17 protein-coding genes, 2 tRNA genes and 2 pseudogenes are annotated in these 24,345 nt (G+C 39.2%); 10 read left to right on the top strand and 11 right to left on the bottom strand.

Annotation, left to right across the window (positions count from 1 at the left end; genetic code table 11):
- Positions 1 to 58: 58 nt before the first annotated feature.
- Complete coding sequence (locus tag I6L31_RS15070; protein WP_004699703.1) at positions 59 to 568, top strand: hypothetical protein; 510 nt, start codon at positions 59 to 61, stop codon at positions 566 to 568.
- 71 nt (positions 569 to 639) lie between these two features.
- Here the strand turns inward: I6L31_RS15070 and I6L31_RS15065 are convergent, their stop codons facing one another.
- The 3 genes from I6L31_RS15065 to I6L31_RS15055 all read right to left on the bottom strand — a co-directional run bounded on the left by I6L31_RS15065 (position 640) and on the right by I6L31_RS15055 (position 3,295).
- On the bottom strand, positions 640 to 1,569 hold the full coding sequence (locus I6L31_RS15065) for a hypothetical protein (protein WP_004699700.1): 930 nt from the start codon (positions 1,567 to 1,569) through the stop codon (positions 640 to 642).
- Between the two features lies 1 nt (position 1,570).
- Entirely contained in the window at positions 1,571 to 2,905 is a 1,335-nt protein-coding gene (locus tag I6L31_RS15060; RefSeq protein WP_004699698.1) for a YagK/YfjJ domain-containing protein, read from the bottom strand.
- Positions 2,906 to 3,121: 216 nt separating this feature from the next.
- A complete protein-coding gene (locus I6L31_RS15055) occupies positions 3,122 to 3,295 on the bottom strand; it encodes a helix-turn-helix transcriptional regulator (protein ID WP_228127864.1) in 174 nt (57 codons plus the stop codon).
- 149 nt (positions 3,296 to 3,444) lie between these two features.
- On the opposite strand from I6L31_RS15055, the gene I6L31_RS15050 reads away from it, so the two are divergent.
- Positions 3,445 to 4,794, top strand: a complete 1,350-nt coding sequence (locus I6L31_RS15050) for a hypothetical protein (protein ID WP_004801557.1) — start codon at positions 3,445 to 3,447, stop codon at positions 4,792 to 4,794.
- Between the two features lie 445 nt (positions 4,795 to 5,239).
- Here I6L31_RS15050 and I6L31_RS15045 read toward each other — a convergent pair.
- The 3 genes from I6L31_RS15045 to I6L31_RS15035 form a co-directional block, all read right to left on the bottom strand.
- Positions 5,240 to 5,329: transfer RNA gene (locus I6L31_RS15045), tRNA-Ser, on the bottom strand.
- An 86-nt stretch (positions 5,330 to 5,415) separates the two neighbouring features.
- Complete coding sequence (locus I6L31_RS15040) at positions 5,416 to 7,446, bottom strand: NADPH-dependent 2,4-dienoyl-CoA reductase (protein ID WP_005003186.1); 2,031 nt, start codon at positions 7,444 to 7,446, stop codon at positions 5,416 to 5,418.
- Between the two features lie 386 nt (positions 7,447 to 7,832).
- The gene (locus I6L31_RS15035) at positions 7,833 to 8,750 is read right to left on the bottom strand and encodes a DMT family transporter (RefSeq protein WP_005003184.1); all 918 of its coding nucleotides are present in this window, start codon (positions 8,748 to 8,750) and stop codon (positions 7,833 to 7,835) included.
- A gap of 164 nt (positions 8,751 to 8,914) precedes the next feature.
- Between I6L31_RS15035 and I6L31_RS15030 the strand changes: the two genes are divergently transcribed.
- Positions 8,915 to 9,802, top strand: a complete 888-nt coding sequence (locus tag I6L31_RS15030; RefSeq protein WP_005003182.1) for a LysR family transcriptional regulator — start codon at positions 8,915 to 8,917, stop codon at positions 9,800 to 9,802.
- Between the two features lie 178 nt (positions 9,803 to 9,980).
- Positions 9,981 to 11,321 (top strand): argininosuccinate synthase, encoded by a 1,341-nt coding sequence (gene argG, locus I6L31_RS15025; RefSeq protein ID WP_005003179.1) that lies wholly within the window; start codon positions 9,981 to 9,983, stop codon positions 11,319 to 11,321.
- 107 nt (positions 11,322 to 11,428) lie between these two features.
- On the opposite strand, the gene I6L31_RS15020 is transcribed toward argG, so the two are convergent.
- From I6L31_RS15020 to cxpE, 4 genes and pseudogenes are all read right to left on the bottom strand, one after another.
- Positions 11,429 to 13,879: a CSLREA domain-containing protein gene (locus I6L31_RS15020; protein WP_004987268.1), complete on the bottom strand. Its 2,451-nt coding sequence runs from the start codon at positions 13,877 to 13,879 to the stop codon at positions 11,429 to 11,431.
- A gap of 24 nt (positions 13,880 to 13,903) precedes the next feature.
- Positions 13,904 to 15,712: pseudogene (gene rbtA, locus I6L31_RS15015) on the bottom strand (rhombotarget A).
- 119 nt (positions 15,713 to 15,831) lie between these two features.
- A complete protein-coding gene (hda, locus tag I6L31_RS15010) occupies positions 15,832 to 16,536 on the bottom strand; it encodes a DnaA regulatory inactivator Hda (RefSeq protein ID WP_004987277.1) in 705 nt (234 codons plus the stop codon).
- 33 nt (positions 16,537 to 16,569) lie between these two features.
- A complete protein-coding gene (gene cxpE / locus I6L31_RS15005; protein ID WP_004987279.1) occupies positions 16,570 to 17,760 on the bottom strand; it encodes a chloramphenicol efflux transporter CxpE in 1,191 nt (396 codons plus the stop codon).
- Between the two features lie 134 nt (positions 17,761 to 17,894).
- On the opposite strand from cxpE, the gene purM reads away from it, so the two are divergent.
- From purM to I6L31_RS14985, 4 genes and pseudogenes are all read left to right on the top strand, one after another.
- The gene (purM, locus tag I6L31_RS15000) at positions 17,895 to 18,965 is read left to right on the top strand and encodes a phosphoribosylformylglycinamidine cyclo-ligase (RefSeq protein ID WP_004998948.1); all 1,071 of its coding nucleotides are present in this window, start codon (positions 17,895 to 17,897) and stop codon (positions 18,963 to 18,965) included.
- Positions 18,962 to 19,603: a phosphoribosylglycinamide formyltransferase gene (gene purN, locus I6L31_RS14995; protein ID WP_035271982.1), complete on the top strand. Its 642-nt coding sequence runs from the start codon at positions 18,962 to 18,964 to the stop codon at positions 19,601 to 19,603. The genes purM and purN overlap by 4 nt, the downstream gene beginning before the upstream one ends.
- A gap of 385 nt (positions 19,604 to 19,988) precedes the next feature.
- Positions 19,989 to 20,064 (top strand) — tRNA-Arg (locus tag I6L31_RS14990).
- An 86-nt stretch (positions 20,065 to 20,150) separates the two neighbouring features.
- A pseudogene (locus tag I6L31_RS14985) lies at positions 20,151 to 21,290 on the top strand (IS3 family transposase); the annotation flags it as partial.
- Between the two features lie 47 nt (positions 21,291 to 21,337).
- Here the strand turns inward: I6L31_RS14985 and I6L31_RS14980 are convergent.
- Positions 21,338 to 22,570 carry an MFS transporter gene (locus tag I6L31_RS14980; protein ID WP_005003158.1) on the bottom strand — a complete coding sequence of 411 codons (1,233 nt, stop codon included), beginning with the start codon at positions 22,568 to 22,570 and terminating at the stop codon, positions 21,338 to 21,340.
- A gap of 72 nt (positions 22,571 to 22,642) precedes the next feature.
- Between I6L31_RS14980 and I6L31_RS14975 the strand changes: the two genes are divergently transcribed.
- Together I6L31_RS14975 and I6L31_RS14970 are read left to right on the top strand one after the other, a co-directional pair.
- Positions 22,643 to 23,302 (top strand): 1-acyl-sn-glycerol-3-phosphate acyltransferase, encoded by a 660-nt coding sequence (locus I6L31_RS14975; protein ID WP_212749725.1) that lies wholly within the window; start codon positions 22,643 to 22,645, stop codon positions 23,300 to 23,302.
- A gap of 67 nt (positions 23,303 to 23,369) precedes the next feature.
- Positions 23,370 to 24,287: a patatin-like phospholipase family protein gene (locus tag I6L31_RS14970; protein ID WP_004996434.1), complete on the top strand. Its 918-nt coding sequence runs from the start codon at positions 23,370 to 23,372 to the stop codon at positions 24,285 to 24,287.
- Positions 24,288 to 24,345 lie beyond the last annotated feature (58 nt).

Raw genomic sequence — 24,345 nt, 5'->3', positions numbered from 1 at the left:
GTTGGGCTTTCACCCAACCCTGTAGATCACAATATTCGATTAAATATAGGCATGTGTAATGAATTTTATTCCATCGATTGTTTTATCCAGTGTGTTGCTACTGACTTTAACTGCGTGTAATTCAGGTAACGATGCACCAAAACCAAAGGATACCCCAACTCAAACAAGTGAGCATAGCACTGCTGATGCGACTGAAACTCCGCCTCAATCTGAAGATGATTTTCCAGCCGTTGATAAATCCTTTCTGGAAGATGAGTCATATAATGCTGAGGAAGGGACTGAACCCACTGTACAAGAACAATTTGAAGTCCGTGTCCGTCGTGAAGAATCACAATACTCCATGACAGGCTATACCGATTTGTTAAACATCATGTCCTTGAACGATGCGCCAACCACCATCACAGGGGTTTTAATCAACCGTGGTAATTGCAGAAGCAAAGGCACTTACGATTACCAAAATATGCGCTATGGCTCAGTGGCAAAAGTCTACTTGGGCTGTTCCGCTGAATATGTCCGTGAAGTGACCATCACCACCAACAGTGGTTTGACCTATACCTATAATTTTTAGAGATTTAATCACAGCGATTTATACAAGCATAAAAAAGGCGTTCTAATCAGAGCGCCTTATATTTGAAAAGTTTACTTAGCAGGGATATTCCCTGTATAGCTTTGCCATAAATAGGAAATATGCTGACTCATATACCGATAAAGTTTGAGGGGGCCATTTAGAAACTCAAGCTGTTTACTCCAGTAGCTACGCATATCACTGTCCGCAAAGTAACAGTGTTTTTCCCAAACCAAATAAGGTGATCCTTGCACAAGCTCATGTCCCTTGTGTAAACAAGCCCCTCTCCATACCCGTAAGATAAAATCAGAATATTTACACTCATCACCAATCACATAAATGATGGCATGGACTGAATAAAATCCATTCAGTGATTTCACAATACGCCATTGCACATCATACAGCTTGCCAGCTAATTCTTCGGATTGATGTAATCTTTCCAGCCATTTACTAGCAAGTTTTGGTAATTTAACTTCGGCATCAAATTGTAAGGGAATAGTAAACATACAAGGTAAATCATAGATCATACAATTGATCTGCTTATGTTTGTCTAGACAACGTTTAAACAATGCCTTTTGGAATTTAATACTTTCATTAATTGGTTCAATAAATTTTGTATATTCCAGTGCAATCCGTCGTTTCAGAAACTTATGTTTAAATTGATCATGAATAAGCTCTGCATTCTCTACAAGGTAATTCATATTACCGTAATGAGAAAAGCCTACTGTATCAAAGATTGCAGCCCAATAAGGATTTAGTTGAAATCCATGTAATACCAAACGGTGATAATGCAGCCAAGGTAGAGAATTTAAAAATATACGATAATTCTTATCCAAACATTTGGGTGATCGTTTATCCATAACCGCTAGTTTCCCATTTTCAATTTGAGCTGCATTTTGAATACTCTGTCCTAAGAACAAATGAGTATTAACATCCAGCATGAATGGGATAATTGGTGTCTGCGGTATATAGTGTGCTTGAGGAGTCGCTGAATAATGAGTCATTTCATGCCTCCTTTTGACCAGTATTTTTAAGAGATTTACCCATTTTTATCGCAACATCCTTAGCAATATTTTTACCAAATACACGTATGAAGTAGGCTTTATCATTTCTAAGGTTTTGCTCATTCTCTTCATCCTGCTTAATCCTTTTATGCACAATGAATTGGTCTCTTTTGGTTATATAACGGATGGCTTTAATCAAATACTCGTATTTTTGTTTATCACTGCGATGTAAGGTGCCAATACCGACATCTTTGTATTTGCCATTGTGAGCATCAATATTGCAATTATAGTAAGTCCCCTCATCACCAATCACTCTTTTCCAGACCTCACCAATCTGTTGTGCTAACTTAATGTCCTGTGAGTGTTTACGACCATCGAGAAAGAAAAAACAGTGGTAGTGATAGCCCGTTTTTTCGGCAAATTCCAATTTCCATAGATAGCCCAATATACGTAAATTTGAAGTACGCTTTAAATAACGAAGGCATGTGATTAAATCTGCTTTGACTTGGGCAAGTTCAGGGTTTTGTGTTTTTCCATAACGAAAATCGACACGAGCAATGACAATTCTCGAATGTTTAGCCAGTATCGTATCTACACATTCTGTAGCGACCTTTTGCTGATATTGGGAACGTTCCCTTCGTTTTTTCTGTTGGTATTTGAATTCCTTTTCTTGAGTTAGCAAATACAAACGTTCAATGAATAGATTAATTAATTCTGCATAACAAATTGAAGTTATTGTTCCATCAGTATTTCTTAGCTGAATAATATCATTGGGGTAATGTAGATAAAAATCAGCATGAAAATAACCCTTTAGAATTTCGTTATACGCTTGCATAACAATCTTATGATGCTCACAATCATAATGCTCTAGAGGATCAAACCCTTGGATGAGTATTTGCTTTAATAATTCAATGAATTTTTTATCAATAGGCTCATACCATCCATGATACAGAGTGCCTTTGATCTTACGATAAGCCTGCACATAGTTGTGTTTTAAGATTTGTTTTACTAATTCAATTTCTGAGAATATTTTCTCAGCTTCAGGATTTGATCGAATTTCATATTGGTTATATTCAGTGTTGAAATCTAATAAGTAATCCAATGCCAATGAGCTTGAATGCTGATCGTCTGCTGCATTGAAGCATTCTTCATACATTGAATTGAGTAAAGACTGTTGCTCTTCCAATGGTGCTGTAATCTGAATGGGCTGATTAGATGAATCAGTATCAGTTATTTCAGTCTGCTGATTTAGAAAGTGTTCAGGTACTTGTGTTAAGTATTCATGTGCTAAAGCAGGTGTTTGATTATTACTCATAAGATAGGATGATTGATTCATAATAATGAACTTCTCTGTACGTAATTACACCTAACAATTTGTTAATTAAGTCAATTTATATAATAATTAATATTATTAGATATACTGATCATATAAGTAACACAAATGGTCAGGCGTAAAAATCACTGTAATCCCATGACCTCGAAATCAAGGAATTACAGTGTTATAAGGGTTAATAGGGTATGTGAGAGTTGTAAAGATATCTTGCTAATCTGGTTAGCTTTTTTTTGAATTGATCCAATCAATTATGTCCTGCTCTAACCAACCAACGGCTGATAGTCCCAATCTAATCGGACGAGGAAAAGACGAATCATATCTCTTGGATTTCGGGTTCATTTTGTCATACAGACTTGATTTACTTAAACAGACTAATTCTGTTACTCCTTTCATTCTAAGAATCTGATTTTTTTTGGTTTCTGAGGTTTGCATTGTTTACTCCGATTTAAACCTGATGTGGATGTCTTCGGATATAAATATGCTCTAGAATCCTCAGAAACATCAGCAAAACAAGATTCACAATTGTTAAGTAGCGTATTTAAATGAGTAATCCCGTCTTCGATCATGAAATTTACAGAATAGCTCACCCTGTAATGCAAAAATTAGTAAAGCAAGCTGTAAAAGCAAGAGAGTTTCAAGCAACTTTCCCAAATCTGTATAACGAGTTAATACGTATTAGGGATGTAATATTGAGGCAACTGGTCAACCTGCTAACTGAAAAATATAAAGAAAGAAAGTCACTACCTATTGAGCAAATCAAGATTGAAGTAGAGATAATTGTCTTTGGCAGACAGTTACTCAACCATGTAATGGGATATTGTCAAACAAGGCAATTAGTGGATGAAGATATATTTTTGTTAAACCATTTACTTCAACCAGATGAACTAACATCAATATTTGAAGAACTTTATTGCATATTTTGGGAAAACATCAAAAGTTATGAAGAATGGACACAATTCCCCAATTTTTCGACAAACCTCAAACGTATTTTGAACGAAAAGTATTTCTTACCTGACTTGTTACCATTCTGGGATATTAAATCTCTATTTTTGGATTATCTTAAAATTTATATTGAATATCATAATTTTAAGAATAGCAAAGATATAAAAGGCACAAATATAACTCAAGTCCCTTCATATCACGAAGTTAGGAATGCAATTAAAGGATTGAAAATTTATGGTACACCACTACAGAAGTCCACAAAATCATTTATTGGATGCTCTCCGTTAGATGCCAATTTGCCACCTTCAAAGTTCATAAATCTTCATCTAAATCTAGAAGAGGATGTTAGCAATCTGCCTGTGCTTTTAAGTAAATTTATACATGAATTTATGGCTACAAGATTAGATAATCAGAGAAATGGGACAGATGCCCAGCCTATTATTGACAATAAGGTTTCTGAAAAAATTCATAGCTTGAGCATCATTTTAGATGATTGTGCAAATTCACTTGAAGTACTCAAAAGAGCTGATGCAATTCTTACTGCGCTAATCAGCCTGATTTACTACGATAAAATTTTTGAAACAAAGATCAACAAGGGTAACATCCAGCAGTTTGAATCAGCGAATTATTCTAAATTTATGCTAAGTGAAATTCACGGCTCTGCAAACCAAACTATAATTGAGAATGCTATCAATCAAGATCGTCGCAACTCAATCAATCATACAGGCATGGATTATTTTTCCGATTTGTTCCAAACGCTTTATGAATTACTTGAAAATGATAAAGATATAAAAACCATAAAGCCTAAAAAAGCAACAATATTTATCACTTGTGGTATGAGGGACATACTTTATGAACATACATTTAGTAAAGCAAGTCTAAGTAAAGGTCTAAATGATATGGTGAAAAATTTATCACCAGAAAATTTATATGAGATCATCAATCTGTAAGGATGCAGACAACTTAACAGTCCGTATGATATACCAGTATCATCAAATTTATGGGTTTAACATCACTTACAAGCATCTAAAGAATATGGGTAGATTTATTTTTTTACAGTCTGCCCATAATTATGAATCGATAAAATCTCATAAACAGAATGTATAAGATCAAGAAAACTCATCCAAGATGAAAGTAAAGATAAGCAACAGTAAAAAACCAAATACAACAGACCATTCAAGCATAAGACCAAAGTGGATATTTGCAAAATTCCCCACCTTAAAATCAGTTTGGAATTCTACTAGAAATTTTCTTTCAACTAATATGATGTCCAAATAAGTAAAAAGATGTCTCTTTAGATATCACCTAATCCAATGTTTGATGAGGGGTAGGTTGAGGGGTAAAATCATAGATAAAAAACAAGCCCTTGTAAAAACAAGGGCTTATTTAAATATTTGGCGGAAGCGGTGAGATTCGAACTCACGGAGGACTCACACCCTCGTCGGTTTTCAAGACCGGTGCATTAAACCGCTCTGCCACGCTTCCATGTGCGTAAGAATACAAAGACACTTCATTTTATTCAAGAAAAATTTGAGTGCCTGATATTCAATTGGATATTGTTTCATCAAAAATTAAAGCTGGGCAGCCAATTCTGCACCTTCGCGAATTGCGCGTTTAGCATCTAACTCAGCAGCCAATTTTGCACCTCCAATAATATGATAATTCGCAAGTGTCGCTTCATTTTCACTTGGCATCAAATCCTTAATCGATTCTTGCCCTGCGCAGACGATAACAGTATCTACCCGTAATAACTGATCATACCCATTAAGCTCAACCCACAGTCCTTCATCAGTCACAGCTTTATATTGCACACCGCGCATCATACGCACTGCATGTTTTTTCAACTGTGCACGATGTACCCATCCAGATGTTTTGCCTAAACCGATACCCAATGGCGTCGTTTTACGTTGTAATAGATAAACCTGACGAATGGGTGCTTCAATTTGCGGAGCTTGCAAACCACCTTCGGTCATATAATCTGGTTGAGGATCGATGCCCCATTCACGTTGCCAATCAACTAACGGTTGCGGCTGAGGTTGATGTATTGGTTTTAATAAAAACTCAGATACATCAAAACCGATCCCACCTGCACCAATCACAGCTACACTATTTCCGACTGGAGCGCCTTTGAGTACTTCTGCATAAGATAAAACTTGTGGTAATTGACTCCCTTCAATTTTAAGCTGACGAGGAATCACACCTGTTGCGACAATCACCTCATCAAAACCCTCACGCTCTAATTGCTCACGATTGACTCGTGTGTTTAAGCGTAAATCCACACCCGTTTTTTCAATTTGAACTTTAAAATAACGAATGGTTTCATGAAATTCTTCTTTGCCTGGCACCACTTTCGCCAGATTAAATTGGCCGCCAATTTCAGAATTTGCTTCAAATAACGTCACCTGATGTCCACGACTTGCCGCCACAGTTGCCGCAGACATGCCTGCAACACCGCCACCGACAACCGCAATTTTCTTCGGTTTTTTTGTTTTTACATAAACCAATTCTGTTTCATAGGCTGCCCGTGGATTAACTAGACAGGTGGCTCGTTTATTTTTGAAAGTGTGATCCAAACAAGCTTGATTACACGCAATACAAGTGTTAATTTCATCAACACGATTGGTTGCGACTTTCGTCACCCAAAATGCATCAGCAAGGAGTGGTCGCGCCATTTGCACCATATCTGCTTTGCCTGCTGCCAAAATTTCTTCGGCAGTATCAGGCATATTAATACGATTTGACGCGATCACAGGGATTGAAACATGCTGTTTAACATACGCCGTATAATCCACGAAGGCAGCACGTGGCACAGAAGTTACAATCGTTGGAACACGTGCTTCGTGCCAGCCAATTCCTGTATTTAAAATGCTCACGCCTACTTTTTCCAGTGCCTGAGCAATGGCAATCACTTCTTGCATGGTATTGCCATCGTGCACCAAATCAAGCATGGATAAACGAAAGCTAATGATAAATTTTTCGCCTACTTTTTCACGAATTGCTTTGACGATTTCAATCGCAAAACGCATTCGATTTTCGACTGAGCCACCCCAACGGTCTGTACGTTGATTGACATGGCGACTTAAAAATTGATTCAGCAAATAACCTTCAGAACCCATAATTTCTACGCCATCATAGCCTGCCTTTTTGGAAAGACTGGCGCAACGCGCATAATCCTCAATGGTTTCAAGAATATTTTTTTCCGACATTTGACGAGGCTTAAACGGAGAAATAGGTGATTTAATCGGACTCGCTGACACCACAAAAGGCTGATATCCATAACGACCCGCATGCAAAATTTGCATCAAAATCTTGCCGCCATGTTTATGCACCGCATGAGTAACCAATCGATGATGCGGTATATCTGCCAATGAATTCATGGTTCCACCCGCAGGTAACAACCAGCCTTGACGATTCGGTGAAATCCCTCCCGTAATAATTAAGCCCACCCCCCCTTTGGCCCGCTCGCCAAAATAAGCAGCTAACTTGGGATAATTATAAAAACGGTCTTCTAGCCCCGTATGCATCGATCCCATCACAACTCGATTTTTAATTGTGGTAAAACCTAAATGTAATGGTTTTAAAATATGTGCATAGCTAGTCATAGGAAATCCTTGTTGAATTTGGCGGTGCAACTTGTTGCATAATACTTTAATACTTTTTTTATAGGTTGGGATGGCTTGTTATCTTTTTTTAGCTGTTGAAATTGTCAATCATCGCTAAAGCATATCTTATTTTCTCTACAAAAGATGAATTGCTGAAACAACGCTTTTATTCATTCTGGAATTCTACTGAGCTCCATACCGTTATGATAACTATAGTTCATTGAACAACTTTGACTTCGGTTGATCCTTAAAAAATGTTATTCCGTCTTATTCCTATCCTAAATGAATCTCTACTGTACTTCATCAGAGATTCTAAAAAATAAAAAAGCCATAAAAAATATGGCTTCCAAGTTAAAACGCTTTCTTTCAATATGAAATGGTCATTCTTATCGAGATTGTTTAGAACAATAATTAAATTGGGCATTTTTTGATTTTAATTTCAACGAACTCATCACAATCCCTGAACAAATCAAGGCAGCTCCCATCAGAATATTCATCGTGAGAGGTTCATGCCAGATTAACGCACCAAAACATAAACTTAAAACAGGTATACACATAATTGAAATCGAAGCGATAAAGGTATCGACCTGACTCACAATCCAGTTCCACAGGGCAAATGCAAAACCAGTTCCAATGACAGCAATATAAAAAAGCAATGATTGGTTTAAAGGATTCATCCATACCGTTATATCTACAGGCTCAAATATTAAAGCACCTATCAGAATCGCAATCCCACCGATGAGCATTTGCCAGATTGTTAGCTTAATTTTGTCATAAGTTGCAAAATTTTTTTTGATATACACCGTTGCCATTGCCCAGAAAAAACCCGATCCGATCAAGAGTAACTCACCTGCTAAAGACAGATTCCAGCTCAAATGCAACAGTTGTGGCCAAAGAATCGCAATCAGTCCTAATGTTCCTAAAATTAATCCTAAGACCTTTTGTCTGTTTAAACGTTCGTGTAAAACATAGTGTGCCAAAATCCCAATAAAAATAGGCATGGTAAACACCAACACGGCGGACAAGCCAGAATCTACAAATTGCATGGCAAAGATTTGTGTCGCATAGAAACCCAGACACACCAACGCACTTAAAATGATTAAGGATTTCCATTCGCCACGTTTAGGCAGAATCGATTTCTTCAAAATCAACTGAAGCAGCATTAAAGTCACAGCAGCCAAAATCAGACGGAGCGAAGTAAATAAAAAAGGTGGAAAAACCTGCAAGCTATGTTTAACCAGTCCCCATAAAGATCCCCATACCAGACATAATAATGCGATCGCACTGATGACCCGAATATTCACGAGCGTCTCTCAACAAATCAAATAATATGGTGATAGTGTATAAAACAAATGACATCATGAATAATGCTATGTTTTAATAGATACATCATTTTTTTTAATGCCTTTTTAAAAGAGTCTGCTTGATCTGATTAAATTGGCTATTTTGCACAGATTGAGGCATCTCTATGAATATTGACATTAGCGATATCCGGTCATTTGTAACTGTTGCCGAATTAAAAAGTATTACCGCAGCGGCGCATAAGCTTAATTATTTACAATCCAACATGACCGCCAAAATCAAGAAAATTGAAAACCATTACAAACGTCAACTTTTTATTCGCAAGCCCAAAGGCGTTGAGTTAACTGAATCTGGATTACATCTTTATAGTCAATATAAAAAAATGCTGTTTACGTGGGAAGAAACCGAACACAAAATCGATCAACAAGACAATAACTTACGCTTTGGCACCAATACCAGTTTAGGTGGCATGCGCTTTTATCCCTCTTTTAGTCAACTCTATCAGGCCTACCCTGAGCTTTCGATTACCATGAAAACTGGTGCAACAGGTTTTATTGAGGATGAAATATTAGCTGGAAATCTGGATATCGCTTATGTGCTTGGTCATCCTAAGCAAAAAAATATTCAGTATATTCAAAAAGCTGAAGACCAATTAGTGATTATCGGAAAAAATGTGATTAATCATGAACGGCTTGAGGATTGTTTGAATCAGCAAAATATTCTGTTGGCATCTGAAGAATGCTGTTATGCCACAACACTGGATCAGATTTATGCAGACTATGGTTTAACTAAAGGTGAGTTTACCCACATTTATGATCATGAAGCTTTGATTCATTTCACGCAACTTGGAATGGGCATTTCTATGCTGGCCAAATCACTGATTGAAAAATATAAGATTCAATATTATCGGGAAATACCTGAACAATATCGCAATATTGGTTTATATCTGATCGCACGTAGCGACCATATCTTTACCCCGATTGAGAAACAATTTATTGGATTAAATGATACTCTTCAAAACAGTCAAAGCTTCCATCAGGTTAAAGTGGCTTAAAAAACTAAAATTGAAAAATTGAGCGCCTCTAAAAATATCGACATCGATTTTTTATTTTTCGGGATGGATATTGAACGATCAGAAAAAATAAAATGAAAAAAGTGCTACAATATCTGCCATTCTGAATTCTCAAGACCATCGGTTTAGGTCTTTTTACAAATGTTAGTTAGGATTAGCAATGACTGATAACGCAACCATTTTGCAGCATGTACCAGTAGGCAAAAAAGTGGGTATTGCCTTCTCTGGTGGTCTGGATACTTCAGCAGCTTTATTGTGGATGAAACAAAAAGGTGCAGAGCCTTATGCATATACTGCAAATCTGGGCCAGCCGGATGAAGATGACTACGATGCCATTCCAAAGAAAGCTGAACAATATGGCGCAGTCAAAGCCCGTCTTGTAGACTGTCGTTTACAACTGGCTTTAGAAGGAATTGCGGCGATTCAATGCGGCGCATTTCATATCAGCACGGGTGGTGTTCCTTATTTCAACACGACGCCACTTGGTCGTGCGGTTACTGGAACCATGCTGGTGACTGCCATGAAAGAAGATGATGTGAATATCTGGGGCGATGGCTCTACCTATAAAGGGAATGACATTGAACGTTTCTATCGTTATGGTTTGCTCACAAATCCAAATTTAAAAATCTATAAACCATGGTTAGACCAACAATTTATCGATGAGTTGGGTGGTCGTGCAGAAATGTCACAATTCCTGATTGATAACGGCTTTGACTATAAAATGTCAAAAGAAAAAGCCTATTCAACTGACTCAAACATGCTCGGTGCAACGCATGAAGCCAAAGATCTTGAGTATCTGGATGCAGGTATCAAAATCGTTGATCCAATCATGGGCGTGGCATTCTGGAAAGATGAAGTTGAGATTCAGCCTGAACTGGTTTCTGTGACTTTTGAAGAAGGTATGCCTGTTGCATTGAATGGACAGCGTATCGAAGATTCTGTTGAGTTTATCCTAGAAGCAAACCGTATCGGTGGTCGTCATGGTCTCGGCATGTCTGATCAAATTGAAAACCGTATCATCGAAGCGAAATCTCGCGGTATTTATGAAGCGCCTGGTATGGCATTACTTCATATCGCTTATGAGCGTTTAGTTACTGGCATCCATAATGAAGATACGATTGAACAATACCGCATTAACGGTTTGCGTTTAGGTCGTTTGCTTTATCAAGGTCGCTGGTTTGACTCACAAGCGCTGATGCTACGTGAAACTGCGCAGCGTTGGGTTGCAAAAGCGATTACGGGGACTGTGACACTTGAACTTCGTCGTGGTAACGATTACACCATTATGAATACTGAATCTCCAAATCTGACTTATGAAGCAGAGCGTTTAACCATGGAGAAAGGCGATTCCATGTTTACACCAATGGATCGTATTGGTCAGTTAACCATGCGTAATCTGGATATTACCGATACACGTGCCAAACTTGGGATCTATACCAATACAGGTTTACTGTCGATTGGTCAGGGTTCAGCTGTTCCTCAATTGGACACCAAAAAATAAGTCGATCTTTAAATAAAAAATTAAGTGCATCGAGTTTGATAATTCAATGCACTTAATAAAATAAAAGAGAGGTTCAATTGAGCCTCTCTTTTATTTTTAAGTCTAAATCATGATCGGCGGCGATAAAGTACCAGTCCAACAAGTCCTAATACTGTAAAGATACCTAGGCTACCGCCACCACTACTACTCTGGTTATTAGTAGTAGATGCTGTATTTTTTAAAGTCACAGTCGCCTCTGATGACTTTGTGCCATCAGCATCGTAAATGAGATAACTAAATTTATAGTCAAATACGTTGAAATTATTTTTAACCTGAATCGCAAGATTACCGCCATAGCAGGTTTCTTTTTGATCAGGATATGGACATGGCCCAGTATGCTCAGAAGTAACGGTGATACCTGAAGGAACGGTGGTTAAACGAATTGGTAATTCAACCCCATTTTCATCGTGGTAAAAAGCAGGTTTGTTTGGCTTATTGACCAAAGCCGAAACAGGCCCATCACCATCATCAGAAGCATTACTCAGTAAATTGACATTGATCTTCTGATCAGTTCCATATTGGATGGTGTATTCAGCGGCTTTGGCAATTGGAGCAATATTGACAAAGTTCACCTGCATCAAACCTGATGATTGTTTAGATGTATTGAGTGAACCATCTGCATTTTTTAGGGTTAAGGTATACTGACAGAAGTTATATTCACCTGCTTGAGTAATCCCATCATCCAGACGATAAACCATGATCCGCTTAAGATCAGGATTCCATTCACATTTTAAATTTTCATCTGGTCGAACATCAAGTTTAGTGCTATCACCACTTCCTGTGATCATGCCAACACCCAAGGCTTTTACAGAAACGGCATAAGTATCTGGCGTCAAATGCTGAATTTGACGACCACCATCTGGCAGCACAACTTCATCTGGCAGACTAAATGCAAATGGATCTACATAGACAGCCCGATATTTCTCATTGGCTTTGGTATAGCTAAGGAGATCTTCATACTCTTTAATACGTTTATTGTAATAAGGCAAGAAATCTGGATTTGTACTGGTGTTTGCAACTTGCGCCTTAAAGAAATCTAATTGTGTTTGATAGCCATCCAGTAAGGTAACAAGAGAACTATTGACGATACCATTAATATCGCCTGCGGTTAAACGCATGATTTCAGTTGAACCAAGATCACAGCTATTTCGCCCTGCTGGATTTAAGATTAAAGTTCCATCAGTGATACGATTAATACCGCGTTGATCTTGGGTGCTACATCCATCGGTATTCACATCGACCAAATCTGTATCGGATGAATTATCTTTAGGGAAGTAAAGAGGTAAGAAGCTGGTATATTCCGAAGGTGTCTGCAAGCTACTTAACACACTCGACATACTGCTGTTACTCATGTCGATATTGGTCTGTTTCTCTGGCAAGACTTCACTTGCAACATCGCACTGACTTTGACTTCCAGCGGCCAAACTTACTGCATTATAGACTAAGCCTACACCAGTATCTTTTTGATCTTTGGCTTCACCAAGTAAATAACGACATGAACGATTACTATTAAATGCTAGTATGTTAAATGACAACACTTTGATACCAATTTTGTCATATAAAAAAGTACTGAACGCATTATTTTCTACAATCGTGTTACTCACCATTTGCAAAGTACTTGCTGTACTTAACTTGTTTACATCGGTATTTACGCGGCTATCTCCTGTAAATTTGATAATGCTTCCATTATCAGCATTTACCGTATTCTGTGCGATGGTATTTGCAGTTAAAGTCGTGGTCGGTTCACCACAAAACTCCAGTGTACTTTTACTATCCGAAGAACCATTTTGAATAAAACTGTTATTGGTAAACGCCAACGTGCGTTTGTTGTATGACAAATTATCCAGACAACTCATGGCGAGTACATCACCAATATTGTCGACATCATTTTGGTTCTTCTTAACGGTTTTATTACCCTGATAAATCCCACTGGTTAAAGTTAACGATGAATTATTACCTTCGAGATAAATCGCAGCACCCTGATTTGCACTTGAATTTAAAATCGAAACCCCTGTTAAAGTTGTCGCAGCACCTAGATAGAGTGCACCACCACGGCTGTCACTCTTACCATTTTGCAACTGGACATTACTCACCGTAATAGAAGCTTTTGTACCACTGGTATTAATGAGTCGGCTCTTACCCTGACCATCGATAATCGTCTTCAAGATCGTTTTAGCTGGATAATCATTGGTTATGACATCGATCTTGCTGTAGTCTTGAGGAATTTTTCCCATCAATGAAATAGATGATGCTGGAACCAGCTCCGAATTAAGCTTATAGCTTCCTTCTTCAAGCTGAATGTAATCTATGGCAGAAGCTGCGGTATTTCCAGCACCACAGCCACCGTAAGATCGATTCAGTTCAGCCGCTTTCATCGCCATCCGAAGTGAACATTTACTGCTACCTTGATCATCAATATCATCAAAAGTATTGACATAAATGGTTTTATCTTCTGCGGCCATGAGTGACATGGCAGATAACACCATTACTGTCAGTAGTCCTTTTTTATAATTTTTCATGACTTATCCCTTATATCCCTATCCCTACTTTTTAAATCGTCTTAAACCTACAAGTCCCAATAAGGCGATTAACATTCCATAACCAAAGCTACCACCACCCGTTTTTACTTTTTTACTTTCAAAATCATTCGGTGGATCTTGTACAATTTTTCCAGGAATATCGATATAGCGATTTCCAATAGAATCACTGAATCGAGTAATCGTGGTCATAACGCGAAGTTTAAACTCATCAGAACCATGCCAGTTTCCATTTGGTACATAAGTCACATTACCTTCCTGATCGAGTGTTAATGTACCTTTAGATGGCGTGTTGGTTTGCACGATTTGCAAACAACCTGCCTGCCATGCTTTACCGTCTTCTCGTTTGCCCAATAAGCTTTCACATTCACTGGCAGGAAGTAGTTCCCCATCGGCTAACTGATCCGCAATCGAAAACTTCGCAGTTTCACCATACAAAATATCTTGGCCTACAGGTGAAATAGAATCTGCATCAATGACCAATTCAATCGCCCCAATGTCACAAAGCTCTTTCGTGCTACGTGTTCTGCCACGCTGATCGACCGATTCGCAACTGGAAAGACTGGTAATATTAGTCCCATCACTGAGGACACGACCTCGATTCACAATCAGCGAATCACTTAAAGTTTGATAAGACATCAAAAGACGGGGTTTGAAGAATCCCAGAAACTGCTTTTCAGGCAAGTAATATGGACAAAGCAAACCTTCTGCTGGAGCAGCATTACATTTGCCTTCTAACTCACCCGCCAATAAGGTATTACTGCCTATCTCGATATTTGGATCAGTCGAATTGCCACTACCGCAATCAGAAGTCTTGGTCAGATTGTTAATGAATTGGGTTTTATCGCCATCTGCAAATACACAGTTTTTTGAACCATTTTCAGAAATGATGCTATTAGACACATAAGCATCACCTTTTGGTGCTTGAAGGTAGAAACCTGCGTTATTTCGAATCATGGTGATATTATTAATAATCATGCCATCACGTACATTGGTGATATAGCCCGTATTATTAAAAATCGTACTGTTCTTTAAACCATATAAACGAGAGCTGGCATTACCACTGGTTGAGTCATCATTAAATGCGATAGCAGAATATAACAATGTCGATTGATCTAAACCTGTTGCCTTGTTGTCACGCAGAACAGTCTGATAAAGATGAAACCTTGGTAATTCACTATAAATGACTGCGCCTTGCGAAGCTGTATTATTCTGGAAAATAACATTTTGGGCACTAACGTAGCCTGCACTTTTGTCAGTAGAGACACCTTCGTTATAAATCGCGCCACCATTGACCGTGGCATGTCCATTGATCAATTTGACATATTGCAAACCCAAAGTCTCATGGTTGAAAATTAATCCACCATTATTAATAGGACTATTTGGATTGCCTTCCAGATTGACCTCAATCAATGAAACGCTATATTGGGCATTTTCACTATTGTCATCATATATTTAGAATATACGGTCATTGCCGACCATTTTAATCGTGGCATTATTTAAACCATATTGGTTTTCACCGACACTGGTGTCATACGTTGTTTTAAGCTGTAACGCTTTCTGAATTTTAATCTGGCTATTTAATTCATAGGTTTTTTGTTTTTCCAGCAATACAACAGCGGTAGAGTCTTTTCCCCCACATCCATTATAGCCTGCTTCTGGCATTCCCTGATTGATATACTCAATTGCTTCGCGCAAAGAACAGAGATTATCGTTCTTAACTTCGTCTGCTGTTGTATTGACTATGATTTCGCCAGCACTATATGCATGACCAGCGACAAACAACAGCCCAACGCCTATACCCCGCTTGAGCATACCTTTCTCCTTCATTTCCATTTTCATTATTTTTGTAAAGTCGCCACGTCCTAGCAACTTTTCGTTCAATTTGCGTACTTTCGCATAGCTTGAGTAATTACTCAAGATTTTTCACATGACTAGCGATACTCATCTATCAAGGCATAGATTTGCCTCAAAGTCGCATTAGAAAGCTTGGTTTTTTCACCTTTGAGCATTTTTTCAAGCTGTGCCAATGTCTGTAATAGTAAAGACGCTTGATGAGGACCATGCAATAGCAGATATTCAATTATTTGCGGATCAAAATGCAAACCGCGACGTGCTACAGTGGATAACACCAAAGCTTCACGATCAGCATACAGACTGCCATTGGGTACTTTCACACTCACAGCCTGTGTTAAACGCGACTGTAAATCAGGAAGTTCCAGTTTGAGTTCAATCGGAGCAACGCGCGATGAAAATACTAGTTGTCCACCGACTTCATTATTATAATTAATGAGATGAAAAACAGCCCGTTGCCAATGCGGAACGCCACTAATCGCTTCAATGTCATCTAACGCGACCAGATCATAACGCTCCAGTGAAGTAATCGCTTCAATCGGGGCATCTAAAAGTTCAAGCAATGAAACTTTGATTGCAGATTTACCTATCTCCAGATAGGAATCACATATTGCTGAAAGTAAATGACTTTTTCCAGAACCCGCCCCGCCATAAATATAAAAGCGATTGACTAATCCTGCATGTAACTGACGAACGGCATCAACAACATGTCCCCAACCCGGCCCAGAAAAATCGCTGATTCGGGCATCAAGTTGAGGTTCAATATCCAACTGTAGTTGACGCATACTATGTCATAAACCTCGTGAGCAACCTCTTGGCTATTTAGGTGTAGAATTGTTTGGGACATCAGTATCTTGCGGGTTTTTGATTTCAATATCAAGATCAACATTTTCAGTTTCGACACTAATATGTTCACCCCCAGCATGTTGTACAACAATGGCATCTGACCCATATAGCTGACTATGCTCATAAGCTTCACGAACATGTCGCAACAATACCACGATAACAGCAGCGACAGGCAGCGCGATCAACATTCCCCAGAAGCCTGCAAGTTGTGCACCTGCTAGTACAGCAAAAACAACCGCCACAGGCGACAAACCGATTTTATCACCCAGCAAAAATGGCTGTAGAATATAACCTTCAACGGCTTGTCCAATCATAAATACAATCACGACCAGCGCGAGTTGCATCCAGTCCACGCCGAACTGAAACAGTGTGGCAATAAGTGCTGCAATAATGCCTACAGCAAAACCTAAATACGGGATAATACTGGCCAACCCTGCTACCATCCCGATAATGAGTCCAACTTCAAGACCAATCAGTTGAAGTCCTACAGCATATACAATACCTAGTAGCAACATCACCAAAAATTGACCTTTTACAAATGCACCTAACACACTATGACATTCACCTACTATGCGTAGAGTACTTTCTTCATAAGGACGTGGAATGAGACGACGTAAGCTTTGCAACATACGGTTCCAATCGAGTAAGAAATAAAACGCAATTACAGGGATTAAAACAACAGTTCCGCCAATTTGGATAAAACTTAGACCAGACTGAGCCAGTCTTAAAGCCATTGCTTGAATACTGTCGGCACTATAATTGGTCTGGATATATTCCATGACCACTGTTGAAATCTGATCGGTATCAATTTCCATGCGTTCCACATTAAAGGTATGTGATACCCATGGCAGAAAAGTCGCATTGATCCAATGAATGCCCGCAGGAATACTATCTCTGGCATAGATCAACTGTTGCCAAACTAAAGGAACGACATACCAGATTGCCAAAACCAACAAGATGCCAATACCAATAAATACAATCCCAATAGAGACCCAACGAGGAAGTCCGATTTTGCTGAGTTTCTCAACCAGTGGACTAAATAAATAGGCAACCAAAAATGCGACCACAAATGGAATCACAACGGGTTTAAGTAAATAAAGAACCCAAATTAAAAGTGCTATACCTGTCAAAATAAAAATGCGACGCAGGGTACGATCTTGCATAAAATCTGACCTTTTTCTAATGTATTCGTTATAGAGGCAAAAATATTTAATTAAAGATAGCATTTAAAAGCATAAATAACATAAGAGTTTCGTATATTCAGGTTATAATCTGCCGCCAATGCGGAGACTTCACTATGAGCAACTCAACTTCTACCCCAAATACTGGTTTAAGCTATAAAGATGCGGGCGTCGACATTGAAGCGGGCGACGCACTGGTCGATCGTATCAAGTCGGTAGCTAAACGTACTACTCGCCCTGAAGTCATGGGCGGTCTAGGTGGCTTTGGCGCACTCTGTAAAATTCCAAAAGGTTATGAAGAACCAGTTTTGGTTTCTGGCACAGATGGTGTAGGCACAAAATTACGTTTAGCACTCAACCTCAATCGTCACGACACCATTGGGCAAGATCTGGTTGCCATGTGTGTCAATGATTTATTGGTCTGTGGTGCAGAACCATTATTCTTCCTCGACTATTATGCAACAGGACATTTAAATGTAGACGTTGCAGCTAATGTCGTGACTGGTATTGGGAAAGGCTGTGAGCTTGCAGGTTGCGCATTGGTAGGCGGTGAAACTGCTGAAATGCCAGGCATGTATGAAGGTGAAGATTACGACTTGGCTGGTTTTGCAGTCGGTGTGGTTGAACAAAGCAAAATTATTGATGGCTCAAAAGTAAAAGCAGGTGATGTTTTGATTGGCATCGCTTCAAGCGGCGCACATTCAAACGGCTATTCACTGCTTCGTAAAATTCTTGATGTAAAAAATGTTGATTTGACTCAACAAATTGACGGTCGCTCATTGGCCGATGTCGCAATGGAACCTACACGGATTTATGTAAAACCAGTGCTTGAACTGTGCAAACAAGTCGATGTGCATGCAATGGCACATATTACTGGTGGCGGTTTACCGGGTAATTTACCACGCGTACTTCCAAACGGTGCTCAAGCAGTAATTGATGAAGCATCTTGGGAATGGCCAGAATTGTTCAAACTACTTCAACGAGAAGGTGGTGTAGAACAGTTTGAGATGTATCGTACCTTTAACTGTGGCGTGGGCATGGTCATCGCAGTAGATGCGGCTGATGCAGATAAAACCATTGAAGTGCTGAATTCACAAGGTGAAAAAGCATGGAAAATTGGTCATATTCAGGATAATGCTGAATCTGTAGAAGGTGCTGACGAAAAAATTCGTGTGATCTTTGCGTGATGAAAATTGCGGTACTTGTTTCAGGAAATGGCAGCAACTTACAAGCCCTGATTGATGCTCAATGTATGCAACATTGGTCTGGTGAAATTGTCGGTGTCATTTCCAATAAAGCAGATGCCTATGCGCTAGAGCGGGCTAAACAAGCCAACATCGAAACGCAAGTCATTGAACATAAAGCTTATCCTCACCGTGAAATGTTTGATGATGCTATGCATCATCAACTTATACAGTGGGGTGTCGACCTTGTGATACTTGCTGGTTTTATGCGGATCCTGAGTGAAAAATTTGTAAAAGCATGGGAAGGGAAAATGATTAATATTCACCCTTCCCTATTGCCTTTATATAAAGGCATGCATACCCATCAACGAGTGCTTAATACTGGCGACGTTTTTCATGGCTGTACTGTTCATTATGTGACGGCAGAACTTGATGCGGGCCCTGCCTTATTACAAGGTGTAGTTAAAGTTGCTCAAAATGATAATGCCAACACGTTAGCAAAACGTGTGCATGAACTTGAACATCTGATTTATCCTCAAGTGGTAGAATGGATTTGTAATCAAACTATTCAGTATCAGTCTGGTCAGGCATTATTTAAAGGCAAGCCGATTAGCAAACCTTTACAGCTCTGCCAAATGTAAAAGTAAAGTGGGCACAGCCTAAATTGCTGAAAATTTTCAATAAAAGCCAGTTAAATAATTAACTGGCTTTTAATTTTTCAGACATTTGAGTTGATGATGATATTCCCAAGCTCCTCAATCCATTTGAGTAAGCATTTCAAGATCAATGGTAGATTGTTTTTCATTCAAATCAGATGAACTGATTTTGACAAATACCATATAACTCACCATCTACTATTATCGTTGTGAAGGTCATTGAATCATTTGATTATGTATAATACTTGATCTTAAATTATTCCCATAAGATGAATATTATAGGTTTAAAATTATTTCAAAATAAGAAACCCTATAAAATAATAAATTATTGCCTCAACAATAACTTTTTTGTTTATAATCATAAAATTGCGCGCTTGTAGCTTAACTGGATAGAGCAGTTGCCTCCTAAGTGACCGACGTGGGTTCGAGTCCCGCCGAGCGCACCATTTTATGTCCACTTCCCTTAAACTGAGACAGTCATAACTAGAGTTTTCTGATTAAATAAGATCAGGAGACAGACATGAAAAAATGAAGATTTACCGAAAGCCAAATTATCAGCATCTTGAAAGAAGCCGATGCTGGGATGAAAGTTGACGATATTTGCCGTAAACATGGTATTGGCAATGCCACCTATTATGTATGGAAAAGTAAATATGGTGGTATGGAAGCATCTGAAGTCAAGCGTATGCGTGAGTTAGAAGAAGAAAATACCAAACTAAAAAAAATGTTTACTGAACTCAGTCTGGAAAACCATGTGATGAAGGAATTATTCGCAAAAAAGGGTTGGTGATAGCAGATCGACGAGATTGTGTGAATGCTCTGATTTCACTTGGATTGTCAGTCATGCAAGCCTGTCGTTTGAGTGGGTTCAGCAAAGCCAGCTACTATCGACGAAGTACAAGTTGGCGTAAGCGAGATGCTGCTGTCATTGATGCCTTAAATTATGTCTTGAAACAGTCTCCACAATCGGGCTTTTGGAAATGTTTTGGTCGTATTCGTCGTCAAGGCCATAGTTGGAATCACAAAAGGGTTTATCGAGTGTACTGTTTGATGGGTTTGAATATGCCACGTCGCCAAAAGCGAGCTCTTCCTAAGCGCATTGCACAGCCCTTGAAAGTAGTGGCTCAAGCCAACCATCAATGGGCGCTAGATTTTATGAGTGACAGCCTGTATTGCGGTAGACGTTTTCGTACTTTGAATATTGTGGATGAAAGTACTAGGATGTCTGGATATTGAAGTTGATACATCACTGCCCGCTGAACGTGTTGTCAGAGTACTGGATAGATTACCGCAGCAACGTGGTTTACCTAAGCAACTTCGAGTTGATAATGGTTCTGAATTGATTTCGGCTAAATTACTGGACTGGTGTGAAGAACATAGGATTGAAGTGGTACATATACAACCTGGCAAGCCACAGCAGAATGCATTCATTGAACGGTTCAATGGTTCATTCAGGAGAGAATTTCTCAATGCATATTTATTTGAAAACTTAACTCAAGTGAGAGAAATGGCATGGTTGTGGCGTACGGATTACAACGAGCAACGCCCCCATGAAAGTTTAGGCAATTTACCCCCTGCGATTTACAGGGTAAAACTGGAAAACTCTAGTTATGACTGTCTCAGTTTAAGGGAAGTGGACATATGCAGCTATGAATGGCAAAACACCCTATGAACGATTAAAAGAAAAGTTATGCTAAAATCTTGGTGTCAGTGGAGGTACTAGTATTCACACCATCGATAGATGGGAACCAAGCAAACGATCGCAATCAATACAATCAGTGCCAAATACAGGGCATAACCCAACCAATCCCCCACAATTCCACTTAAGATATATAAACCACCGCTTACTGTTGCCATGATGGCAACCTGAAAAGTGAAATCTGTTCCTGCAAACGCTTTGCGACTGTATTGCATCACCAAAGTCAGCATAACCACTAAAAGCATCGCTGATACCGCATCTTCCAGTGCATTAATCAAATACACAATAAGATTAGGAATCTGGACATTCCGCTCAAAAGCGAAGGCTAAACCTGCATATGCGAAGAGCGTTAAAATTTTGCAATAAGAAAACACCACCAGCAAGGTTGATCGTGTATATCGCTTAAGTAAATAACCTGCGATAACTGCTCCACACAATGCCGCAAATGCACCGAACATGGTGATATAGACACCAATCTGAGTAAAGTTCAGTCCTATATCAACCATAAGGGGCTTTAATAAAGGACCACTCAAACCATCAACAATTTTAAAACTGATCAGTACCCACAACCAGCAACGTAACTCAGGCGACTGCGTAAAATGCTTAAAATAGTCTTTCAATGCAAATTGCGTTGGGGTTGGTTGCGATGCATGATTTATTCGGGTTTGTTCATTGTTATAAGACCAGACAGGAATGGTATTGACGAGTACCAGCAAAGCCAGACCGAGAAAAGTCATTTGCCAACTAAACCAATCCAGAGCCCAAAGCAAAACGCCTCCACCCACAATAAACCCAAGACGCGAACCAATCACCTGAAAGGTATTGCCCCAATGTTGCTGATCTGTTTTCAGCAGATTCACTGCCAATGCATCAGTGGCAATATCCTGTGTCGCACCAGTTAGATTAAGGCAAAGCAGCAGTACAAAAAATAAAAATAGGGAATCTGTTTGGCTCAGTGATTCAATCGGATAAAAAGATAACATTACTAAAATAAGCACACTAAAAATCTGAGTCGGTAAAATCCAACTCCGATAATGTCCTATTTTAGCGCTACCCAAGCGATCGACTAAGGGTGCCCAAAGAATCTTGATTGACCACGGCAACATCAGTAAACCAAACCCACCAATATGTGCCAAAGAGACTCCCTGCGATCTTAAAATCACAGGCAAGGCATGGGTCATGAAACCAACAGGTAATCCCTGCGCCCAATACAATGAAAATAATAAGACATATAAGCGCACAGGATTGAGCATCCTTTTCCCTTTGCAAAAAAGTTGAGCAGTAAAGTCTACATTTTGCCAATGTCAGTTCAATTTCAAAAGCCTATGATCATAAAAAAGGATTTTTATAGTGATAAATATATACCACATTTTCCAGAATTACCTGATCAAGTCCCGCATCGGGGTACACCTTTGAGCCGAGCATTATTTAAAACCCTTTTTTTAGCGCAAGGCTGGAGCATTGAAGGTGAATTTCCAAATTTAAGTAAGGCTGTTGCGATTATTGCGCCACATACCTCAAATATTGATGCATGGTATGGTTTCTTGGCGATTGGTGGACTAGGCATTAAGATTACTGTGTTGGGTAAAGATAGCCTCTTTAAACCGCCCTTTCAGCCTTTTTTAAAATGGGCTGGCTTGATTCCTGTGAAACGTGATCGTATCAATGGATTAACTGCACAAGTGGTGGAGTTTATTCAACAGCAAGATCAAATTTGGGTCGGTATGGCGCCTGAAGGCACTCGAAAAAAAGCAGAAAAAATTAAAAGTGGTTTTTATCAAATCGCTTTAAAAGCACAAATCCCAATTGTCATTTTTGCTTTTGATTTCGATCATAAGATTATTCATAGCTTGGGCGTGTTTGATCCAACAGGTCACTATGAACAAGATTTGGATCAGATGATGCAGCGATTTGCAGGAAAATTCTCACCGCATACCCCAGACTGGCTCTCACTACCTTTACAAAATCTAGTCAAAAAATGCTAGTATTCAGGTCTCAAATCTGTTGAGATGTGCGCATCTTTTTGACCATTTTTTGCTATTTTAACTGAAAATGAAAGTTGCACATTTTGCCTTGATTGGCACCCTGAGCCTTGCACTATTTGGCTGTGATAAAACCGTTAAAACTCCGACTCAAACCACTCCTCTCAAAGCCCGCGAACCTGTGATTGCATTGGCTCTTGGCGGTGGCGGTGCGAAAGGATTTGCACATATTGGGGTGATTAAAGTTTTAGAATCTCATGGGATCAAGCCTAAAATCGTGACAGGAACCAGTGCTGGAAGTTTTGTTGGCAGTATTTATGCGAGTGGTCAAACGCCTTACCAAATGCAGAGTCTCGCGCTGAAGTTACAGGAATCTGATCTGCGCGATCTTACCCTCAATCGTCAAGGCATTATTTTAGGTCAAAAATTACAGGATTATGTGAATACTCAAGTCGGAAATAAACCGATTGAAAAGTTCCCGATTCGTTTTGCCGCTGTTGCTACTCGTCTGGACAATGGTCAAAAAGCCGATTTTATTAAAGGTAATGCAGGTCAGGCCGTTCGCGCATCGTGTAGTATTCCCAATGTCTTTGTACCTGCAACAATTGGGAATGTAAAATATGTCGATGGTGGTCTAGTCAGCCCAATTCCAGTTAAAACGGCCAAAGATATGGGTGCAGATATTGTCATTGCTGTCGATATTTCTGCCCGTCCGACAGGTTCTGGCGCAGGCAATATGCTAGGTTTATTGGATCAGACCATTAATATTATGGGTCAGCAAAGTATTAGCACTGAGCTCAATCAGGCCAATGTCGTCATTCAGCCTAAAGTTGGCAATTTAGGCGTACTGGATTTGAAATCGAGCAATCAGGCCATTTTGGAAGGTGAAAAAGCGGCACAGCTCAAAATTAAACAGATTCAAGGCGTCATTAATGCCTTTAAACAATCTCCTGCCGCACTCAAACCGGCACCACGTCCAAAATTTTAAAGCTTGTTCATCTTAGACTTCTTTTATCAATCCCTTTGATGTCTCGCTAAGAGAGAAA

The sequence above is a fragment of the Acinetobacter septicus genome, from assembly GCF_019355975.1.
In the GTDB taxonomy this organism is placed as follows: Bacteria; Pseudomonadota; Gammaproteobacteria; order Pseudomonadales; family Moraxellaceae; genus Acinetobacter; species Acinetobacter ursingii.
The sequence above is the reverse complement of the archived record's forward strand: the minus strand, read 5'-3'. Positions and strand labels throughout refer to the sequence as shown.

Excerpts from the sequence above, each read along its gene's own strand:
- I6L31_RS15070 (WP_004699703.1), top strand. The coding sequence starts at position 59 with ATGAATTTTATTCCATCGATTGTTTTATCCAGTGTGTTGCTACTGACT.
- I6L31_RS15065 (WP_004699700.1), bottom strand. The coding sequence starts at position 1,569 with ATGACTCATTATTCAGCGACTCCTCAAGCACACTATATACCGCAGACA.
- I6L31_RS15060 (WP_004699698.1), bottom strand. The coding sequence starts at position 2,905 with ATGAATCAATCATCCTATCTTATGAGTAATAATCAAACACCTGCTTTA.
- I6L31_RS15055 (WP_228127864.1), bottom strand. The coding sequence starts at position 3,295 with ATGAAAGGAGTAACAGAATTAGTCTGTTTAAGTAAATCAAGTCTGTAT.
- I6L31_RS15050 (WP_004801557.1), top strand. The coding sequence starts at position 3,445 with ATGAGTAATCCCGTCTTCGATCATGAAATTTACAGAATAGCTCACCCT.
- I6L31_RS15040 (WP_005003186.1), bottom strand. The coding sequence starts at position 7,446 with ATGACTAGCTATGCACATATTTTAAAACCATTACATTTAGGTTTTACC.
- I6L31_RS15030 (WP_005003182.1), top strand. The coding sequence starts at position 8,915 with ATGAATATTGACATTAGCGATATCCGGTCATTTGTAACTGTTGCCGAA.
- argG (WP_005003179.1), top strand. The coding sequence starts at position 9,981 with ATGACTGATAACGCAACCATTTTGCAGCATGTACCAGTAGGCAAAAAA.
- I6L31_RS15020 (WP_004987268.1), bottom strand. The coding sequence starts at position 13,879 with ATGAAAAATTATAAAAAAGGACTACTGACAGTAATGGTGTTATCTGCC.
- hda (WP_004987277.1), bottom strand. The coding sequence starts at position 16,536 with ATGCGTCAACTACAGTTGGATATTGAACCTCAACTTGATGCCCGAATC.
- cxpE (WP_004987279.1), bottom strand. The coding sequence starts at position 17,760 with ATGCAAGATCGTACCCTGCGTCGCATTTTTATTTTGACAGGTATAGCA.
- purM (WP_004998948.1), top strand. The coding sequence starts at position 17,895 with ATGAGCAACTCAACTTCTACCCCAAATACTGGTTTAAGCTATAAAGAT.
- I6L31_RS14980 (WP_005003158.1), bottom strand. The coding sequence starts at position 22,570 with ATGCTCAATCCTGTGCGCTTATATGTCTTATTATTTTCATTGTATTGG.
- I6L31_RS14975 (WP_212749725.1), top strand. The coding sequence starts at position 22,643 with ATGATCATAAAAAAGGATTTTTATAGTGATAAATATATACCACATTTT.
- I6L31_RS14970 (WP_004996434.1), top strand. The coding sequence starts at position 23,370 with ATGAAAGTTGCACATTTTGCCTTGATTGGCACCCTGAGCCTTGCACTA.